Here is a 17,613-nt window from a genome sequence, read left to right as displayed (position 1 = left end):
AGAAACCATTGCACATCATTTTGGGAGAAAGTGGGGATTGTTGTGAAATCATTTAAGAAGCTTCTGTTTGGCATTGTCCCGATGATGATGTTCGCACTACTGTTATCAGGGTGCGGCGTAGAGGGATTGTCTGCATTGAAGCCGATGGGAGAGGGAGCTGAGATTCAGCTTCGCATCATTCTCATCAGTTTGGCAATCATGCTCTTTGTACTTGTCATCGTAACGATTATTTACGTGTACGTGCTCATGAAATTCCGTCGGAAAGATGAATCGATTCCGAAGCAAGTCGAAGGAAGCAGCACGCTTGAGATGATTTGGACAGTCGTTCCAATCATTTTATTGATCATTCTCGCTGTTCCGACGATCACGACGACAGTCGAGCTCGCGAAAGCGAAAGAAGCGAAAAAAGAAGAAGAAATCAATGTCACGGCCAACCTTTACTGGTGGGAATTTGAATATCCGAACGCAGGCGTGGTCACGGGTCAAGAACTCGTCATCCCAGTCGGTAAGCGTGTCGGCATCAACTTGACATCGAAAGACGTCATTCACTCGTTCTGGGTACCGGCCTTGTCAGGTAAGACGGATACGAACCCAGGCCTTGATAACGAAATGTGGTTGCATGCAAATGAACCAGGTACGTTCTACGGGAAATGTGCCGAGCTTTGCGGACCTTCACACGCACTCATGGACTTCAAAGTCATCGCACTCGAGCAAGAAGAGTACGACCAATGGCTCGAAGACATGAAAGCACAGCAGGACGCAAACACAGAAAACCTCGTTGCAGATAACCAAAACTTGACGACAGGCGAAGCCGTGTACGTCGAGAGCTGCTTGAGCTGTCACGGTGGCGGGAAAGTCGCGCCGAGCTTGACGAACTTTGGTGATCGCGAATGGTTGGCGGGTTACCTCGAAAACAACGAAGAGAAGTTGAAAGAATGGATTCGCGACCCACAAGAATTGAAACAAGGCGCGCTCATGCCTGGCTTCGGTGAAGGCCAAATCAGTGATGAAGAGTTAGATGCACTCGTTGACTTCTTGTACGATCAGAAGATTGACTAACGGGAAAAGGGGGATTTCACGTGGCACAGACCACTGCTATGCAGCAACCGCGTAAATACAATGGCATCATGGATTGGGTTACGACGGTTGACCACAAAAAAATCGGTATTTTGTATTTGTTCTCAGGAATCTTCTTCCTCCTTCTCGGTGGAATTGAAGCTTTACTTATTCGTTGGCAACTCGTTCGTCCGATGAACGACTTCGTCAGCGGCGAAACGTTCAACCAATTGATCACGATGCACGGGACGACGATGATCTTCCTAGCGGCCATGCCGATGCTATTCGGATTTATGAACGCCGTCGTACCGCTACAAATCGGGGCACGCGACGTCGCGTTCCCGTTCATTAACTCACTTGGTTTCTGGTTGTTCTTCTTCGGTGGTGTCATGCTGAACCTTAGCTGGTTCTTCGGCGCTGCACCGAACGCAGGGTGGACGGCGTACGCGCCGCTCTCGACACAACCTGAAGCATCAGGGGTCGACTTCTACGCCCTCGGTCTTCAAATCTCAGGTTTCGGTTCACTCATGGCCGGGATTAACTTCCTCGTCACGATTTTGAACATGCGTGCACCAGGCATGAAACTCATGCGGATGCCGCTCTTCACGTGGACGACGTTCGTCGCTTCGGCGTTGATCGTCTTCGCGTTCCCGCCGCTCACAGTCGGCTTGTTCATGTTGATGTTCGAGCGCTTGTTCGGTGCCGTCTACTTTGATCCGGCAGCCGGCGGTAACGTCGTCATCTGGGAACACCTTTTCTGGATCTTCGGACACCCGGAAGTATACATCTTGATACTCCCTGCGTTCGGTATTTTCTCGGAAATCATTCCGACATTCGCTCGTAAACGTCTGTTCGGTTACACAACGATGGTCTTCGCAACGATGCTCATCGGTTTCCTCGGATTCATGGTTTGGGTCCACCACATGTTCACGGTCGGTCTCGGACCGGTCGCCAACTCGATCTTCGCTGTCGCGACAATGGCCATCGCCGTTCCGACAGGGGTCAAGATCTTCAACTGGTTGTTCACGCTATGGGGCGGACAAATCAAGTTCAACGTCGCGATGCTCTACTCGGTCGCATTCATTCCATCGTTCCTCGTCGGGGGGATGACAGGGGTCATGCTTTCGGTCGCACCGGCCGACTATCAGTATCACGATAGTTACTTTGTTGTCGCTCACTTCCACTACGTTATCGTAGGTGGGGTTGTCTATGGTCTATTCGCAGGACTTTACTACTGGTTCCCGCTCATGTTCGGCAAAGCGCTCTCTGAGAAGCTTGGCTACTGGCAGTTCTGGTTGTTCTTCATCGGGTTCCACTTGACGTTCTTCCCGCAACACTTCCTCGGATTGTTCGGGATGCCACGCCGCGTCTTCACATACCTTCCTAACCAAGGGTTTGAGACGATGAACTTACTGTCGACGATCGGTGCCTTCTTCATGGGTGTATCGACAATCATCTTGCTCGTCGCTGTTGTCAAGGCATTCTTGTCGAAGCAACGCGTCAAGCCAGACCACTGGGAAGATGGACGTACATTGGAGTGGACGCTTCCTGTACCGACACCAGAGTACAACTTTGCACAAACACCGCTCGTCAAAGGTCTCGATACGTTCTGGCTCGAGAAAATGGCGGGCAACAAACGGGTCTCTGTTGCTGAACCAGTAGCAGATATCCACATGCCGAACAACTCGTTGATTCCATTCTTCATGTCACTCGGTCTTTTCATCGCCGGACTTGGAGCGATCTTCCAAATGGATAACGCGGTTGTCGGTTGGTCACTCATCGTGATCGGATTACTCATCACATTCGTGTCGATGTTCCTCCGTTCATGGATCGACGACCATGGCTTCTATATTCCAAAATCACAGATTGAAGCGGATTTGAAAGCGATTCGTGAGAAAGGAGACCAATAAATGGCACATGCAGTCGAAAAACACCCGGTGACCGGTATTCCGGCCAATCCAGAGAAAGCCACGCTGGAAGGGAAAAATAAATATGTGGCCTTCTGGTTCTTCCTCGGTGGAGAGACTGTTCTCTTTGCCTCGCTATTCGGAACGTACGTCGGTCTACTGAACTCTGGTGCGCCAGAGGAACTTCGTTCGTACAATATCTTTGAGATGGGGCTCGTCTTCTTAATGACGATGCTCCTCCTCACAAGTTCGCTCACAAGTGTTCTCGCCATGATGAACATGAAAGCGAACAATCCAGGCCGCATGAAGTTTTGGTTGGTCGTCACGCTTCTCCTCGGGGCTGGATTCCTTGGAGCAGAAATTTATGAGTTCATCCACTACTACCACATCGGTCACACGTTCACATCGAGCGCGTTCGGATCTGCGTTCTATACGCTCGTCGGATTCCACGGCGCACACGTCACGTTCGGTCTCCTTTGGATCACGACGCTGTTGATTCGCAACTGGAACCGTCCAATCGATGTGTACAACGCACCGAAGTTCTACGTGTCGAGCCTGTACTGGCACTTCATCGACGTCGTATGGGTTTTCATCTTCTCAATCGTCTACCTCTTAGGGATGGTGAGCTAATATGGAAAAACAACCAATGAACGAAACGCACAAACAGTTAGAGCTTGAAGTAAAAGCCGAATCAAGACGCGAGTATCAACTTCAGTTGATTAGCTTCGCGATGATGATTTTGCTCACATTCGTCGCGTTCGGTGCCGTATACGCTGAACTCATGCCGGTGTGGGCGGCAGGTGGCTTCTTGATCATCCTCGCCATCATCCAAGTGTTCTTGCAGCTTTATATCTTCATGCATATGAACAACCGTGGCAACACGTGGATCGTCGGAATGATGTGGCTCGGCATCTTTGTCGCCATCATCACGGTCGCGGCCCTTCGCTTGCTCATTTGGTAAATGTGACAAAGGATTGAACATCTGTGGAAACATAGATGATTCAGTCCTTTTTGCTTTACTTCAAAAATAAAGGAATAGTAATCTTGAAGTGAACGGTTTCATCGGTTTGGGAGAGAAAGAAAAGGGGTGAAGGGATGCTCTGGAATACATCAGAGCTACTCAAACAGTTCGATTGGATGACACTTTGGAGTCCATGGTTCGGATTGTTGATGGTAGGGTTGTACGTCCTCTATGCGGTCGTCACAGAGAAAATGGCGAAGCGAGGGTACGAGTCGACCACGTTACTACAAAAGTTCAGCATGTTATCCGCCATTTTATTGTATTATATCGGCTTCGGAAGTCCGGTCGATGTCCTTGCACACATCATCTTCTCGGTGCACATGTTGCAGATGGTGCTCGTCTATGTGCTCGCACCGGCGCTCGTCGTGTACGGGATGCCGTATTGGGTGTTCGAGAAATTATTTAGCTATAAGGTGATTGGGCCGACACTCAAGTTTATGACAAAACCTTTGATCGCACTCGTTTTGTTCAATGCATTGTTCACGTTTTACCACATGCCATTCATCTTTGACTACGTCTTGACAAACTATGGTGTGCATCGTATCTTCCACGGCGCCCTCGTCGTCTTCAGTTTGACGATGTGGTATCCGGTCATCGCACCGTTCCTCTCAGAAGAAGAGGAAGGGATGTCAGATTTGAAGCGGATGGTGTACATCATCGCGAACGGTGTGCTCTTGACACCTGCCTGTGCGTTCATCATCTTCAGCCAAGGCATCTTGTATGACGCCTATACGGACGCGGAGACGTTCGCAACGGTGCTCGGCTACTGTATGCCGAACGGCGATGTGTCGGGTCTCGATTTGAATGCGCTCATGGGAGCGACGAACAGCGCTCTTGAAGACCAACGCTTCGGCGGGGTATTGATGAAGCTCGGTCAAGAAGTCGTATACGGTTTCTTCTTTGGCTGGACGTTCTTCGGTTGGGTGCGCCGGACGAAATCGCTTGCGCTTGACGAAGGCATGTCGTTCACACCGCAAGAACCAAAAGAGAAAAAATGAACTAAATCAAAGGGGAAACTACGATGAACTATCTTGCCTTGATCAGTGTGACATTCATTGTCATCAGTGCTATTTTAGTCGCAATCGGATGGACGATCATTGCGCGCGATCGCCGCAACGTCAACAAACATAAGAAAGTCATGACGGCCGCCGCAATCGCCGCGACGACATTCTTCATTCTCTACGTCTCACGGACGATTTTCGTCGGCAATACCGCCTTCGGGGGACCGGATTCAGTGAAGCCTTATTATTTGGCGTTCATGATTTTCCATATCCTGCTCGCGACGACAGGTGGGGTCCTCGGATTAATCACGCTTTACCTCGGCTATAAAAATAAAGTCGAGAAACACCGTAAAATCGGACCGAAAGCCTCAGTCGTCTGGTTTTTCACAGCGATTACAGGCGTGACGGTATACGTCCTCCTTTATGTCGCCTATGACCCGGGTGAGACGACAAACGTCTTCCGTGCCATTATCGGTGGGTGAATCGAGAGAGGGGGATGAGGATGAAACGGAACAGCTATATGACGGTCGGCTTGACGGTCGCCATTCTGGTGGCGATCGGTGTGGCCTCGTACTTCTTATTTTTTAAAGAAGAGGACTTGCCCGTCATCCAAGAGCCGACCCCGTTCACGTTGACGAATGCGCTCGACGGTCAGTCGTACAATTCGGACAATGGCAAAGTCAAAATCGTCACGTTCTTCTATACGAACTGTCCGGACATCTGCCCGCTCACGTTGCGTGACTTCATGAAGCTCGAGCAAGAGTTGAAAGCGAACGACTTGTACGGGACGGACGTCGAGCTCGTCGCCATCACTGTCGACCCTGAAGTCGATACGGTGCCGGTCCTAGAGAATTACGGGGAGGCATTCCAAGCCGAACCAACGGGCTGGAAGATGTTGACCGGTGACCAGGCCGATATCGACCGCATCACGCGTCAGCTTCAATTCTATTATTCGAAAGCGAACAGCGGACTCGTCACGCATGCGACGACGATGTATATCATCGACCGTCAGCACGACGTCCGTGCGGTCGCCCAAATGGCCACGGCAGGAGAAAAACCCGTCGATATCGAAACCATTATGGAGGACGTGTTAGTACTCGCGGCAGAAAAGGAGTGAAGAAGATGAATGATACGATGGCTGTCATCGGAAATGATTATTCCTATGGAGATGTGACGATCGCTGAGCGGGCGATTGAGGATTTGATTGCTTGCAGTGCAATCGAATTCGGATTGCGTGAAGTGAAGGTCGTGTCCGTCTCGAAAGAGCGATACGATTATCAAATCGTTGCACCCGTCTCACTCGTTGAGGCTGAACGCTTATATCGGTACGTGCGCGACCAGTTCGACTTATTGCTCGGACAAGTCGATGTGACGCTCAACGTCATCGCGACATGACAAAAGGGAGGCCCCGCCGGGGTCCTCCCTTTTTTGTTTGTTGATGATGATTGTTGTCTATATTTTCCAGTGGTGAACTCTGGTATGATGAAGGCAGTAGTCACGACACGCGACTCATCGAGGGGGAAATCAGATGCAACAGCAAGCATTGGTCGTCATCGACATTCAGAATGACATCACGAAAAATTACAAAGCGGTCATCGACAACATCAACACATCGATCGATTGGGCGGTCGACAAGGGGATTCCCGTCGTCTATATCCGACATGAGAACTTATCCGCGGGGACAAGAACGTTCAAAACCGGGACGCGCGGGGCAGAATTAGCGCCAGATTTGAAGATTGTGTCCGATCACGTATTCACCAAATACAAGGGCAACGCCTTGACGAGCGAGGCGTTCGCGGCGTTCATTGAACAGCATGGCATCGACACGTTCTATATCACCGGTGCCGATGCGACCGCCTGTGTGAAGTCGACGTGTTACAATCTGCGGAAATCCGACTATACGGTCAGCGTCCTGTCGGATTGCATCACGAGCTATGACTTGAAGAAAATCGACGACATGATCGCGTATTACGAGGGTAAGGGCTGCACCATCATCCAATCAGAGGACTTGTCGGCGTAATCTGCTCTGCCGATGCTTACCTCGGTTCGTTATATGTGTCCATAAGAAAAACCCCTTCGCTTATGCAAGGGGTTTTACTTCGAGTGTCTCAGCGAGTGCGGCTAGACGACGCTCGCAATCACGGACGATTTCTTCTGGGAACTCTTCGTCATACTCGACGCCGTGCGGGTAATAATGTTTTCCAAGAATCGGTGTCAACATTTTGACGACCGCATGACGGTCCTCGATTTGGCCTTCGATTGCATATACCGGTAAGCGAAGGTAGAACGTCTCGCCTGTCGATTGTTTCTCGTACTTCATGTCATACGTTGCACGCTCATAGTCCCAAGCGCCTTCACGGATGAAATGATGATGATCCATGATCGTCTCGAGCAAACCGAAGCGGATCTCTTTTCCCTCGATGTGGAACTGCTCAAATTTCATCATAATCCCCCTTTTCCCTAATAAACCTCATATGTCATCATATCATATTCGAAAACGTTCTTGGAATAACGTGTGTTCAAATTGTGAAAAAAAGATGAACGCCTCAAGCGCGGGGATCGAGGTATTGGGCGATCTTGTCCGAAAGCCTCACTCCGAGCGGCATGAGTCCCTCTGAGCCGAAGAAAACGTTGAACTCTAAAATGTAAAATTCACCGTCGGCGACGATGACGTCGAAGGCCGCGTGATTGATGTGGAGCGTCTTGGCGATGTCGAGCACTTCCGCGACGACGTCTTCCGGGATATCGTCATATGAGAACTGGGCGCCTTGGGCGACGTTGTTCAAGAACGCCTCGCTGACACGCCAATACGAACCGACGACTTCTTCACCGATGACGATGATCCGCAGGTCGCGGTCGTTCGGGATGTATTGCTGGACGTAGAACGTCTCATGCTTGTCGACGTACTCGAGCCAATCCTGTTCATGCTTGATGAGCCAGACGCCTTGTCCCATCGACGACTTGGCCGTCTTGGCGACGAACGGATACTCGAACTCTTCCAAAACACGCTCGATCGTATATGGGTTTTTCCCGTAGATGAGCGTCTTCGGGATTCGGTGCGGGAACGTTGCCTTGAAGGCGCGCGTCATCTCGATCTTATCGTGTCCGAGATGATACGTGGCCGGGGACGGGAAAATCGGTTTGTTGAGTCCATAGATGATTGAGTTGACCATCCAATATTCAGGGAACAAGACGAGGTCGGCTGCTCTTACTTTATCGAGCTGGTCGTAATAATATTCAGGTTTCGCATAGTCGGTTTTAATGCCGGCCGAGCGAATCATATTGAATGAGACTTTTTTCATAGCGAGGTGCAGGTGCGCACCTGTTCACTTCCTTTCTGGTTGGACGCTTGACAGTCACGTTCAATTATAAAGCCGATTGCTTACAGAGGGAATCAAATGTGTTAAAATCATGGCAGAAAGGGTGAAAGCCATGATTATTACTGAACAGACGATCGCCCTGCTCGATCAAACGGAATCGTTAGCCGATTTGATTGAAGCGAGCGAGTCGTTCCAAACATATATCGCCACGAAACAAGCGCGAGCCCAATCAGAGGAAGCGCGCCTCGTGGAACGTGAGTTCTTGCGGATGAAAGAAGATTACGAGTACGTACAGCGGTTCGGGAAACATCACCCGGACCACGATCGCATTAAAAAAGAGATGCATCTCGTCAAACGGCGTCTCGATGTCCAGCCAGAAGTGGCCGCATTTAAAAAAGCGGAACGCAGTTTAGATAAACTGCTCGGGGAAGTGAGTGAGCTGTTGGCCTTCTCGGTTTCTCCAAAAATCAAAGTCCCGACCGGAAACCCGTTCTTCGACGAAGGCGGATGTTCAGGCGGAGGAAGTTGTGGAGGCGGAAGCTGTGGATGTGCCATCTGAGACGTTTGAGTTGAATGGTCGAATCGGGTTCGTCGTCTACGTCCAATCGTTGAAACAAGTGAAGGCGTTGCGTCGCTATGCGAACCTGTATTACGTGTCAAAGCGGGAGAAGTACGCCTTCTTGTATACCGACCTTGATGGACATGAGGCGATTCTCGAACAAGTGAGCGCGTTGCCGTTCGTCGAAGCGGTCGTCCGCAGTGAGCGGCCGTTCGTCGCGGAGACGTATGAATCGAAGCAGAAATAACACAGAGATGAAGGCGGCACCGCCTTCATCTTTTGTGGTGAAGGAGAACGGATATGCGAGTGATTTCAGGAGAACGAAAAGGGACCCGACTCAAGACGGTCCCGGGGTCGGCCACACGACCAACGACAGATAAAGTAAAAGAATCGTTATTCAACATCATCGGTCCTTATTTCGCCGGGGGCGATGCGCTTGACCTATACGCCGGGAGCGGCGGTCTAGGAATCGAGGCGTTGTCACGGGGGTGTGACCATGCCGTGTTCGTCGACAAGCAACGGAAGGCGGTCCAGACGGTCACAGACAATTTGCAGACGACACGTTACGAGTCGAAAGCGACGGTGCTCCAACAAGACGCCCGCTCGGTTCTCGACCAACTCGTCCTCAAAGGTCAGCCGTTCAAACTGATTTTCATGGACCCTCCGTATCATGCGGAGGAACATGTGCCGTTTTTACAGATCATTGAAACGAACCGGCTGTTGACGGACAACGGCGTCGTCGTCTGCGAGCATGGCAGCGACGTGACGTTGCCGGACCGAGTCGGCCAGTTGGAAAAAATCAAGGTGCAACGCTACTCGGACGTGATTACGATCAGCTTTTACGAGTATGCAGCGACCGAGGAGTGAGAACATGTCAAAACGTATCGCGATTTGCCCGGGGAGCTTTGACCCGATTACGAACGGCCATTTAGATATCATCGAGCGGGCGGCGGCCATCTTCGACGAAGTCATCGTCGCCGTGCTTGAAAACTCGAGTAAGGCACCTCTCTTTAACGTGGAAGAGCGTCTGTCGCTCATTCGTGAGGTGACGACACATTTACCGAACGTCACCGCCGACGCGTTTGGGGGTTTGCTCGTCGAATATGCTGCCAAGCGTGAGGCAGCGACCATCGTCCGTGGCCTGCGTGCCGTCTCGGACTTCGAGTATGAGCTTCAAATCGCATCGATCAATAAAAAGTTGAATGAGAACGTGGAGACGTTGTTCATGATGACGAACAGCCAGTACTCGTTCCTCAGCTCCTCGATCGTGAAAGAAGTTGCCAAATACGGGGCGTCCGTCGCCGAGCTCGTCCCGGAGCAAGTCGAACTCGCGTTGCGGCAAAAATATGAAGTGAGTCACGGACAATGAAGTCGCTCAAAATCGGTTTCGGTCTGCTCGTGGCCGTCCTGATTTTCTTGTTCGTGCCACTCCCGTATTACATCACGTATCCGGGCGAGGCGACGACGATCGAAGAGTTCATGACGGTCGAGGGCGGGGACAAAGAACCGGGCGAACTGAAGATGGTGACCATCTCGCAACGCCGGGCGACACCGCTCTGGCTCGTCGGCAGCTGGTTCACCCCGTTCACGGAGGCGAGTCCGGCCAGCCGCTATCTGTATGACGGGGAAAGCGAGGCGGACTACGAACGCAGACAAGAGTTGTTGATGTCGTCGTCGCAACAAGCGGCGATTCAATACGCCTATGAGTTGGCGGACGCCGATGTGACGGTGACGTTTGACGGCATGTACGTCTCGGCCCCAATCACGGGGTCGCTCGCCGCGAACGTCTTGAAGCCGGGTGACATCATCACGGCGCTCGATGGGCAATCGTTCGCGTCGCGCCTTGACTTTATCGAACGCGTCGCCTCATTTGAAGCCGGCGATGAAGTCTCTGTCACGCTTGAACGTGACGGTCGCGAACGTGAGGTCGATACGCTGATTCAACCGATTGACCGGAGCGGGGACCGGGTCGGGCTTGGGATTTATGAGCCGCTGCCCGTCCAGGACGTGCGCACGGACCCGGACGTCTCGTTCGAACTGACGAACGTCGGCGGACCGTCGGCCGGCCTCATGTTCACGCTCGAGATTTTTGATCAGTTGACGCCGGGCGATTTGACGGGCGGTGCCGTCATTGCCGGAACGGGAACGGTCGATGAGTTAGGGAACGTCGGGCCGATTGGCGGGGCATGGCAAAAAATCGTAGCTGCGGACGAGGCTGGGGCATCCGTGTTCTTCGTGCCGGCCGGGTCGAACTACGACGAGGCGATGGAGTCGCTCGACCGACTCGAGAGCGACATTGAAGTCGTTCCCGTCAAGACGGTCGAGGAAGCCATCGATTATTTAGAGTCGATGAATTGAGGAGTTTGCATATGTTCGACGAGTGACCGATTTCCGAGCGGAAGGCGATACGCCTCGGTCACTCGAGCCTCGAACGCAAGATCGGGATGGTACTTGCTGAGGAGCGGTACGTCTTTTTTTATGTCCTTTAACACAGTGCGCCCGATTGTGTTGAACGCGAGCGGTCGGATATACGGTACGTCGTCGAACCGTTCCGGCAACTCGTCCTGTCGCCAATGGATGAGGATGGCGACGAGCGCGCGTTGGATGGACGTCCGGGTATAACGTCTCGTCAATAAGCGGGCGAGCGCCTGTTCGAATGTCGGCTCGAGCCCGGCTTGGATCAAGCGGGGCGACAGCGAGCTGTCGATACCGACGAGTTGCTCAAGTACGTCTTTCGGGGTCGTCCGCAGCTTATATTGAAGGACGGGCCAATAAAGTGACCAATGCGCCATCGGATTGTCCTGAAACAGCGTTCTCGTGGCGTCAGGGACGGCCCGGACCATACCTGACTCTAAGTAGTGGGCGCGCACGCCCGTGGCCGACATGACGTCTGAGACGCTCGGGTCATGGTATCCGGCCCCGAGACGGCGAATCGTGTGCAGTTCGATGGACGTCGCCGCTTTCGCGTAGTGATAGGCGAGAATGTTGTTCGGGAGCGTCAAATCAAAGTCGGGATAGAGTGACCCGAACGCCTCGCTCGACGCCTTGGCGGAAGAACGCCCATTGTCCAACGCTTCTTTGAACGCCGTCTGATAGGCTGGAGTCGCTTCGATGTTGGCCGCCGCCGCCTGGGTAACGGCGCTGATGTCGCCGCTCTCGCTACCGAAGGACAGCGTTTGACAACGCACGCGCTCGGCGATGGCGACCGCGGCGCTCGCGAACCGGTCGGCCCGGTGCACGCCGAAACGCGTCGGGAGTTCGATGACGAGGTCGATCGCGCCCGTTTGGACGGCGGCGCGGGCCCGGCTCCATTTGTCGAAAGCTGCCGGCTCGCCGCGCTGGGTGAACTGGGCACTCATGACGGCGATGACAGCGTCAGCGTCGGTTTCGATCCGGGCTCGTTCCGCCTGATGGAGGTGCCCGTTATGGAACGGATTGTACTCGGCAATGATGGCCGTTTTTCGCATAAAATTACTCCTTTGCATTGTCGATTGGATTGGTGTAAGATGGATAAGTACGCTTTGGCAAAGCGCCGTCGTCAACTGATTTTAGTGTAAAGAAAAAACATTGACAAAACAAGTTGGCCTATCTATAATTCATATTGTTGCAATTGAGGTGATTCGGATGAAGTGGTCTATTGCACAGCTACTTAAGCTACGAAACCAGGGTGACAGTTTTACCATCGATGAGATGGTCGAACTACCAGAGCTTACTCAGCTCCATCCGGATATCCGTTCGATTCGTCCGGTGCATGTGCACGGGAATGCGTCGTTCACATCTAATCAAGTTACATTCAATCTGAAGATTCAAGGTGACCTGACGTTGCCAGATGCGCGTACGTTGGATGATGTCATTTATGAATTCGATATTGAATCGCTCGAGCCTTTCTTTTTGGAGAATGGGCGTTATACGGAGCAATTCGATGATGTCAATTTGCCAGAAGGAAATACGATTGATCTGCGACCGATCGTAAAAGAGCTCATCATGTTAGACGTCCCAATGCAAATCTTTGGGAACGAAACAGACAAAACTCAGGTTGAAGGGGAAGGCTGGTCCGTCATTGACGAGCAGCCGGACGACCAACCAAAAATTGACCCGCGCCTCGCGGGGCTCGCTGACTTGTTCTCTAAAAAAGAGGACGAGAACGGCTAACTTTTCAAGGAGGTGGACAACGATGGCAGTACCATTCCGTAGAACGTCGAAAACTCGCAAACGTCTTCGTCGTACTCACTTCAAACTCAACGTACCTGGTATGAACGAGTGCCCGAACTGTGGCGAAATGAAGCTTTCTCACCGTGTATGCAAATCTTGCGGACACTACAACGGTAAAGAAGTAACAAGCAAATAATGCGAAAAGAAGCGGTCTCCTCGGAGGCCGCTTCTTTTTTTATTTTTGGGTCGTGGAAACAGATTGTGGTAAACTTTTCAGTGCAGACTAGACGTGGAGGGATGGCCAATGAAGCCGATTAAACGAATTGGGATTATCGGGAACGGCGCCGTCGGCATGTTGATGGCTTCGCTGTTCGAACCGGACTATACGGTGACGCTCTATGGCCGTGTCGACGAGGCATCGACTGTGACGATCGAACGTACCGGCGTCACGCAGGGAACGGTTCAGGTTCGCCTCTGTCCGGTGACGAAAATCATTGAGACGGAGCAGGACGTGTTCTTTGTGACGACGAAAGCGCATCAGGTCGAGGCGGCGACGGAACGATTGTCCGGCGACGTGCCCGTATTCATCTGTTCGAACGGAATCGCGCATCTCGACTATGCACGTACGAAAGGATTCCACCTCGGTGTGGTCGAACATGGTGTGAGCCGCGACGGCGATCGGCTCCAGCATACCGGGCTCGGGCGCATCCGCATCGGCAGCCTCGGCTCGCTCGAAGAGATGTCGTTCAACGCATCTCCACTCGATGTCGTCTGGGAGACGGATATCGAACAAGTCGTCACCGAGAAACTATTCGCCAACGCAATCATCAATCCGATTACGGCGCTCTGCCGTGTCGAGAACGGTGCGGTCGCCATACCGCCTTGCCGCGATATCGCGACGGCGCTTTACGAAGAACTGACGATGTTGTTCGACCGTCACGTCCCGTATACATATATCGACACGATTATCGACAAGACGGCACACAATCGTTCTTCGATGCTACGTGACATCGAGGCGGGGCGCCAGACCGAGGTCGACGCCATCTTGACGCCGCTCTTGAAACGGGCCGACGAACGAGGCGTCACATTGACCGTCATTCCGGTCATGCAAAAATTAATTTTAGGAGCGAGCGTATCGTGCTAGTGTATATCGTTTCATTTCCACTCGTCATTTGGTTTATGGTGTATATGATACTTAGAAAAATTATGCCGAAATCGGTTAATACGTTCAAACTCGCCTGTGACGCCGGCGTGATCCTTTGGTTTTATGCATGCGCGGTTCTGCTCGAAGCGATTGTCGGGATCGATTTGATCTGGCTGTTGCTTGCGGTCTGTGCCGCCATCTTCCCGGCCAACGCGATTTGGCAACGGATTCGCCATGAGGATGTCGTCTATTCGAAGATGTTCGTGCACGGGTGGCGTTTGTTGTTTTTAGTGCTCGTCCCGGCCCACATCGTCTTGTTTACGATCGGCATCGCACGAGAGATGATGTATTAATCGTTTGAAAGGAAGTCGTTATACGTGAGGATAGAGTCGCTAGACGCCATGTACGCCCCGTCGTCTCCGATGATGCAAGTGGAGACGGGCTATTCGAAATGGTTGGACTATACAGGGATGGATGAGCTCGAGGTGAGGGCGGATGAACTGATGAACCGTTCCTTCACGCATTTGCCCGCGCTCGTCGACATTTTGCGAGACCAACAAACAGTCCACGGTCCGATTTCTCCCGAGCTCGAATCAAAACTCGAAGCGTTGGCCGCCGGTGAGGCGTTCACGATGGTGACCGGGCAACAAGTCGGGGTGTTCGGCGGTCCGTTGTTCGCGGTGTATAAACTGTTGACCGTGCTGAAGAAGGCCAAACAGGCGGAAGCGAAATTGAATAAACCGGTCCTCCCGATTTTTTGGATGGCGACGGAGGATCACGACTATGCAGAAATCAACCACGTCTTCGTGAGCCAGCCGCTGTCGCGTCAACTGCGCAAAGAGGCGTTGTCGACCGTCCCGCTCGCCGGAAAGGCGTCGGTCGGGGAATTGGAGTTCGATCGCCTTAAAATCGAACTCGTGCAAATGTTGCAACGCCTCTTGTTATCTGAGACGGAGACGCGTTACACGACGACGCTCTATCATGAGCTCGTCGATGTGATTCAAGCGAGCCACTCGTTCGCCCAATTCTTCGGTCAGATGATGCGACGGTTTGTTGGTAAAGACTTCATCCTGTTCGACCCGCACCAACCGGAAGTCCGGGCCCTCGAGCGCGACGCGTTCAAACGCTTGATCACGGAACACGACCGCCTGCATGCGGCGTTGCACGATTCGTTCGAGGATGGGATGCCGACCGTCGAGTTGAATCGCGAAGCGGCCCATCTGTTCTATCACGACGGGACGCGCGAACTGTTGACGAAGCAGGACGGGCTCTTCACGACGAAACGGGGACACCGCTTCACCGAGGCCGAGCTAATCCAACAAGTGGAAACGCACCCGGAGCGGTTCTCGAACAACGTCGTGTCCCGCCCGCTCATGCAGGACCACTTGTTCCCGACACTCGCCTATATTGCGGGCCCCGGTGAAATCGCCTATTGGCTTCAACTTCGGCCTTTGTTCCACGTCCTCGATTGGAAGATGCCGCTGTTGATTCCGCGGCTCGGGGCCGTGCTCGTCTCGACGAACGATGAGAAGAAGCTCGCCCAAGAAGGAGTGACGCTCGTCGACTATTTGGCGGACCCGTTACCGGACCATACGTTCGACGACGAAGCGTTCGACCAAAACCTGTACGCGTATCGGACGCTCACGGAAGCGATCGGACGCGAGGCAGGCAAGCACGGGCACCGGTTTGATGCGAAGGCACGTCACGTGCTTGAACGTCTCGGCGACGAGATGCGAGCCGAAGCGAAACGCGACCAATACCGCTTGAACAGTCGACGGATTCATCTATCGACACGGCTCTTGCCGATGGACGCCCCGCAAGAACGGATTTGGTCGATGGTCCCGTTGTTGAACCGTCACGGTCTCGATTTATTCGAGCGCTTGCGCCGGTCTTATGAACAAGCTGATTTCGAGCGATGTTTGGTCAAATTGTAACCGAAATGAGTTCGATGGAGATGGTTCCCAGAAATTTGTGGGAACCATTTTTTGTTTGTTACCTTTTTGTTTCCTCTTTTCGCTAAAAAGCTATGCGGCGCTTGACATTTTTATGATAAAGTAAACGTAATAAAATAGTTGAAAAATGTAGGTTGAGAGGGTTTTTGTATGTTTGAGCATGAAACGGTATTAAAAATGGAGTCCATTGAAGGATTAAATATTAAGCCAGACGGGATTTATGTCGATTGTACGTTAGGAGGAGCCGGTCACAGCGAAGAAATCGTCAAGCGTTTGACGACAGGCCATCTATACGCCTTCGACCAAGACGACGTCGCGCTCAAGCACGCGAGTGAGCGGCTGGCTCCATATGAGGACCGGGTTACGTTCATTAAAAGCAACTTCGTCCATTTGAAAGACGAACTGTTGGCGCGGGGAATCACTCAGGTCGATGGGGTATTGTTCGACCTTGGCGTGTCGTCGCCGCAGCTCGATGAGGCCGAACGTGGCTTTAGCTACAATTACGATGCACCGCTCGATATGCGGATGGACCGTTCACGCGAGCTGTCCGCGTATCACGTCGTCAACGAATGGCCGTTCGGAGATCTTGCCCGCATCTTCTTTACATACGGGGAAGAAAAATTCTCCAAACAGATTGCGCGCAAGATTGAGCAGGCCCGTGCCGTCAAACCGATTGAGACGACGTTCGAACTCGTCGAATTGATTAAAGACGCGATTCCGGCGCCGGCCCGACGAAAAGGCGGTCATCCTGCGAAGCGGACGTTCCAAGCCATTCGCATCGCCGTCAACGATGAGTTGAACGTGTTCGACCGTGCCGTCCAAGACGCGATCGACATGCTCGCCATCAATGGACGCATTTGCGTCATCACGTTCCACTCGTTAGAAGATCGAATTTGTAAGCAAGTATTTAAAGAGAAAAGCCAGCATCCGCCGTTACCACCCGGATTGCCGGTCATCCCGAAAGAGTTTGAACCCGAACTGAAATTGATCACGCGCAAGCCGATCACAGCCGGGGACGACGAGCTCGAAGGCAACCGCCGGGCCCGTTCTGCCAAACTCCGGGTCGCAGAAAAACAAAAATAGACTGTACGTAGGAGGGATACCTGATGCCAGAAGCTGCTCGCAAGGCTCTGCAGCCTCAAGTTACGCCGAATCGAAATCCGATTCCGCAAGAACGACCAATACCAGCTCCAAAACGACGTACGTTGACCTTGTTCGAATCCATCCTGTACCCGACCATGATTGGTTCAGTTGTCCTGTTCGGTGGCATCACGGTATCGAAACATAATGAAGCGTACAACATCATGCGCGATACGGCTCTGATCACACAAGAGACGAACGCGATCGCCAAAGAGAATGAAGAATTGAAGTATGAGATCGCCCAACTAAGCTCACCTGAGAGAATCTATGCGATTGCTGAAAAGCTCGGAATGCAATTCAATGAGAACAACGTCAAGGTGATTGACTGATGAATTCTCTACAACAGAGTAAAAAAAGAGTG

Annotated in this window: 24 protein-coding genes; 21 read left to right on the top strand and 3 right to left on the bottom strand. The window is 52.3% G+C overall.

Annotation, left to right across the window (positions count from 1 at the left end; all coding sequences use genetic code 11):
- Positions 1–42: 42 nt before the first annotated feature.
- The 9 genes from coxB to KNP82_RS03640 all read left to right on the top strand — a co-directional run bounded on the left by coxB (position 43) and on the right by KNP82_RS03640 (position 7,005).
- The gene (gene coxB / locus KNP82_RS03680) at positions 43–1,059 is read left to right on the top strand and encodes a cytochrome c oxidase subunit II (RefSeq protein ID WP_214791563.1); all 1,017 of its coding nucleotides are present in this window, start codon (positions 43–45) and stop codon (positions 1,057–1,059) included.
- Between the two features lie 38 nt (positions 1,060–1,097).
- Entirely contained in the window at positions 1,098–2,966 is a 1,869-nt protein-coding gene (gene ctaD, locus KNP82_RS03675) for a cytochrome c oxidase subunit I (protein ID WP_034777043.1), read from the top strand.
- Positions 2,967–3,593: a cytochrome (ubi)quinol oxidase subunit III gene (locus tag KNP82_RS03670; RefSeq protein ID WP_034777044.1), complete on the top strand. Its 627-nt coding sequence runs from the start codon at positions 2,967–2,969 to the stop codon at positions 3,591–3,593.
- A 1-nt stretch (position 3,594) separates the two neighbouring features.
- A complete protein-coding gene (locus tag KNP82_RS03665) occupies positions 3,595–3,924 on the top strand; it encodes a cytochrome C oxidase subunit IV family protein (protein WP_034777045.1) in 330 nt (109 codons plus the stop codon).
- Between the two features lie 134 nt (positions 3,925–4,058).
- Positions 4,059–4,982, top strand: coding sequence for a cytochrome c oxidase assembly protein (locus KNP82_RS03660; RefSeq protein WP_021067021.1), 924 nt, complete (start codon positions 4,059–4,061; stop codon positions 4,980–4,982).
- A gap of 23 nt (positions 4,983–5,005) precedes the next feature.
- The gene (locus KNP82_RS03655; protein ID WP_029595748.1) at positions 5,006–5,467 is read left to right on the top strand and encodes a DUF420 domain-containing protein; all 462 of its coding nucleotides are present in this window, start codon (positions 5,006–5,008) and stop codon (positions 5,465–5,467) included.
- 20 nt (positions 5,468–5,487) lie between these two features.
- Positions 5,488–6,102 (top strand): SCO family protein, encoded by a 615-nt coding sequence (locus tag KNP82_RS03650; RefSeq protein WP_021067023.1) that lies wholly within the window; start codon positions 5,488–5,490, stop codon positions 6,100–6,102.
- 5 nt (positions 6,103–6,107) lie between these two features.
- Positions 6,108–6,380: a hypothetical protein gene (locus KNP82_RS03645; RefSeq protein WP_021067024.1), complete on the top strand. Its 273-nt coding sequence runs from the start codon at positions 6,108–6,110 to the stop codon at positions 6,378–6,380.
- Between the two features lie 133 nt (positions 6,381–6,513).
- Positions 6,514–7,005, top strand: coding sequence for a cysteine hydrolase family protein (locus KNP82_RS03640; RefSeq protein ID WP_021067025.1), 492 nt, complete (start codon positions 6,514–6,516; stop codon positions 7,003–7,005).
- A gap of 60 nt (positions 7,006–7,065) precedes the next feature.
- Here KNP82_RS03640 and KNP82_RS03635 read toward each other — a convergent pair whose 3' ends face one another.
- The gene (locus KNP82_RS03635; protein ID WP_021067026.1) at positions 7,066–7,428 is read right to left on the bottom strand and encodes a YugN family protein; all 363 of its coding nucleotides are present in this window, start codon (positions 7,426–7,428) and stop codon (positions 7,066–7,068) included.
- 103 nt (positions 7,429–7,531) lie between these two features.
- A complete protein-coding gene (locus KNP82_RS03630) occupies positions 7,532–8,287 on the bottom strand; it encodes an ATP-grasp domain-containing protein (protein WP_021067027.1) in 756 nt (251 codons plus the stop codon).
- 130 nt (positions 8,288–8,417) lie between these two features.
- On the opposite strand from KNP82_RS03630, the gene KNP82_RS03625 reads away from it, so the two are divergent.
- Genes KNP82_RS03625 through KNP82_RS03605 form a run of 5 tightly spaced genes read left to right on the top strand, consistent with a single transcriptional unit; the run spans position 8,418 to position 11,222 of the window.
- Positions 8,418–8,864: a YlbF/YmcA family competence regulator gene (locus tag KNP82_RS03625; RefSeq protein WP_034777059.1), complete on the top strand. Its 447-nt coding sequence runs from the start codon at positions 8,418–8,420 to the stop codon at positions 8,862–8,864.
- Positions 8,848–9,111, top strand: a complete 264-nt coding sequence (locus KNP82_RS03620; RefSeq protein WP_021067029.1) for a DUF2129 domain-containing protein — start codon at positions 8,848–8,850, stop codon at positions 9,109–9,111. Before KNP82_RS03625 ends, KNP82_RS03620 begins: the two co-directional genes overlap by 17 nt.
- 53 nt (positions 9,112–9,164) lie before the next feature.
- Positions 9,165–9,731 (top strand): 16S rRNA (guanine(966)-N(2))-methyltransferase RsmD, encoded by a 567-nt coding sequence (gene rsmD, locus KNP82_RS03615; protein ID WP_131471136.1) that lies wholly within the window; start codon positions 9,165–9,167, stop codon positions 9,729–9,731.
- A 4-nt stretch (positions 9,732–9,735) separates the two neighbouring features.
- Positions 9,736–10,233: a pantetheine-phosphate adenylyltransferase gene (gene coaD / locus KNP82_RS03610; protein ID WP_029595744.1), complete on the top strand. Its 498-nt coding sequence runs from the start codon at positions 9,736–9,738 to the stop codon at positions 10,231–10,233.
- Positions 10,230–11,222, top strand: coding sequence for a SepM family pheromone-processing serine protease (locus KNP82_RS03605; RefSeq protein ID WP_021067032.1), 993 nt, complete (start codon positions 10,230–10,232; stop codon positions 11,220–11,222). The genes coaD and KNP82_RS03605 overlap by 4 nt, the downstream gene beginning before the upstream one ends.
- Here the strand turns inward: KNP82_RS03605 and KNP82_RS03600 are convergent.
- Positions 11,201–12,331, bottom strand: a complete 1,131-nt coding sequence (locus KNP82_RS03600; RefSeq protein WP_165569408.1) for a tRNA(Met) cytidine acetate ligase — start codon at positions 12,329–12,331, stop codon at positions 11,201–11,203. The two genes, KNP82_RS03605 and KNP82_RS03600, sit on opposite strands and share 22 nt — an antisense overlap.
- 157 nt (positions 12,332–12,488) lie before the next feature.
- On the opposite strand from KNP82_RS03600, the gene KNP82_RS03595 reads away from it, so the two are divergent.
- The 7 genes from KNP82_RS03595 to ftsL all read left to right on the top strand — a co-directional run bounded on the left by KNP82_RS03595 (position 12,489) and on the right by ftsL (position 17,581).
- A complete protein-coding gene (locus KNP82_RS03595; RefSeq protein WP_029595742.1) occupies positions 12,489–13,016 on the top strand; it encodes a YceD family protein in 528 nt (175 codons plus the stop codon).
- Between the two features lie 22 nt (positions 13,017–13,038).
- A complete protein-coding gene (rpmF, locus tag KNP82_RS03590; RefSeq protein WP_015881300.1) occupies positions 13,039–13,212 on the top strand; it encodes a 50S ribosomal protein L32 in 174 nt (57 codons plus the stop codon).
- A gap of 108 nt (positions 13,213–13,320) precedes the next feature.
- Entirely contained in the window at positions 13,321–14,160 is an 840-nt protein-coding gene (locus KNP82_RS03585; RefSeq protein ID WP_029595741.1) for a 2-dehydropantoate 2-reductase, read from the top strand.
- The gene (locus KNP82_RS03580; RefSeq protein WP_021067036.1) at positions 14,154–14,513 is read left to right on the top strand and encodes a DUF3397 domain-containing protein; all 360 of its coding nucleotides are present in this window, start codon (positions 14,154–14,156) and stop codon (positions 14,511–14,513) included. The genes KNP82_RS03585 and KNP82_RS03580 overlap by 7 nt, the downstream gene beginning before the upstream one ends.
- A gap of 24 nt (positions 14,514–14,537) precedes the next feature.
- The gene (gene bshC / locus KNP82_RS03575) at positions 14,538–16,094 is read left to right on the top strand and encodes a bacillithiol biosynthesis cysteine-adding enzyme BshC (RefSeq protein WP_029595739.1); all 1,557 of its coding nucleotides are present in this window, start codon (positions 14,538–14,540) and stop codon (positions 16,092–16,094) included.
- Between the two features lie 168 nt (positions 16,095–16,262).
- Entirely contained in the window at positions 16,263–17,195 is a 933-nt protein-coding gene (gene rsmH, locus KNP82_RS03570; protein ID WP_021067038.1) for a 16S rRNA (cytosine(1402)-N(4))-methyltransferase RsmH, read from the top strand.
- Between the two features lie 23 nt (positions 17,196–17,218).
- A complete protein-coding gene (gene ftsL / locus KNP82_RS03565) occupies positions 17,219–17,581 on the top strand; it encodes a cell division protein FtsL (protein ID WP_242678890.1) in 363 nt (120 codons plus the stop codon).
- The last annotated feature ends 32 nt before the right edge of the window (positions 17,582–17,613 follow it).

Source organism: Exiguobacterium sp. s26 (assembly GCF_018618235.1).
Lineage (GTDB): Bacteria > Bacillota > Bacilli > Exiguobacteriales > Exiguobacteriaceae > Exiguobacterium > Exiguobacterium chiriqhucha.
This window is presented reverse-complemented; position numbering and strand designations above follow the sequence as displayed.

Bases quoted from the DNA above. Each gene is read 5' to 3' on its own strand.
- ctaD (WP_034777043.1), top strand. From the start codon at position 1,098: ATGCAGCAACCGCGTAAATACAATGGCATCATGGATTGGGTTACGACG.
- KNP82_RS03670 (WP_034777044.1), top strand. From the start codon at position 2,967: ATGGCACATGCAGTCGAAAAACACCCGGTGACCGGTATTCCGGCCAAT.
- KNP82_RS03665 (WP_034777045.1), top strand. From the start codon at position 3,595: ATGGAAAAACAACCAATGAACGAAACGCACAAACAGTTAGAGCTTGAA.
- KNP82_RS03660 (WP_021067021.1), top strand. From the start codon at position 4,059: ATGCTCTGGAATACATCAGAGCTACTCAAACAGTTCGATTGGATGACA.
- KNP82_RS03655 (WP_029595748.1), top strand. From the start codon at position 5,006: ATGAACTATCTTGCCTTGATCAGTGTGACATTCATTGTCATCAGTGCT.
- KNP82_RS03650 (WP_021067023.1), top strand. From the start codon at position 5,488: ATGAAACGGAACAGCTATATGACGGTCGGCTTGACGGTCGCCATTCTG.
- KNP82_RS03645 (WP_021067024.1), top strand. From the start codon at position 6,108: ATGAATGATACGATGGCTGTCATCGGAAATGATTATTCCTATGGAGAT.
- KNP82_RS03640 (WP_021067025.1), top strand. From the start codon at position 6,514: ATGCAACAGCAAGCATTGGTCGTCATCGACATTCAGAATGACATCACG.
- KNP82_RS03635 (WP_021067026.1), bottom strand. From the start codon at position 7,428: ATGAAATTTGAGCAGTTCCACATCGAGGGAAAAGAGATCCGCTTCGGT.
- KNP82_RS03630 (WP_021067027.1), bottom strand. From the start codon at position 8,287: ATGAAAAAAGTCTCATTCAATATGATTCGCTCGGCCGGCATTAAAACC.
- KNP82_RS03625 (WP_034777059.1), top strand. From the start codon at position 8,418: ATGATTATTACTGAACAGACGATCGCCCTGCTCGATCAAACGGAATCG.
- rsmD (WP_131471136.1), top strand. From the start codon at position 9,165: ATGCGAGTGATTTCAGGAGAACGAAAAGGGACCCGACTCAAGACGGTC.
- coaD (WP_029595744.1), top strand. From the start codon at position 9,736: ATGTCAAAACGTATCGCGATTTGCCCGGGGAGCTTTGACCCGATTACG.
- KNP82_RS03605 (WP_021067032.1), top strand. From the start codon at position 10,230: ATGAAGTCGCTCAAAATCGGTTTCGGTCTGCTCGTGGCCGTCCTGATT.
- KNP82_RS03600 (WP_165569408.1), bottom strand. From the start codon at position 12,331: ATGCGAAAAACGGCCATCATTGCCGAGTACAATCCGTTCCATAACGGG.
- KNP82_RS03595 (WP_029595742.1), top strand. From the start codon at position 12,489: ATGAAGTGGTCTATTGCACAGCTACTTAAGCTACGAAACCAGGGTGAC.
- rpmF (WP_015881300.1), top strand. From the start codon at position 13,039: ATGGCAGTACCATTCCGTAGAACGTCGAAAACTCGCAAACGTCTTCGT.
- KNP82_RS03585 (WP_029595741.1), top strand. From the start codon at position 13,321: ATGAAGCCGATTAAACGAATTGGGATTATCGGGAACGGCGCCGTCGGC.
- rsmH (WP_021067038.1), top strand. From the start codon at position 16,263: ATGTTTGAGCATGAAACGGTATTAAAAATGGAGTCCATTGAAGGATTA.
- ftsL (WP_242678890.1), top strand. From the start codon at position 17,219: ATGCCAGAAGCTGCTCGCAAGGCTCTGCAGCCTCAAGTTACGCCGAAT.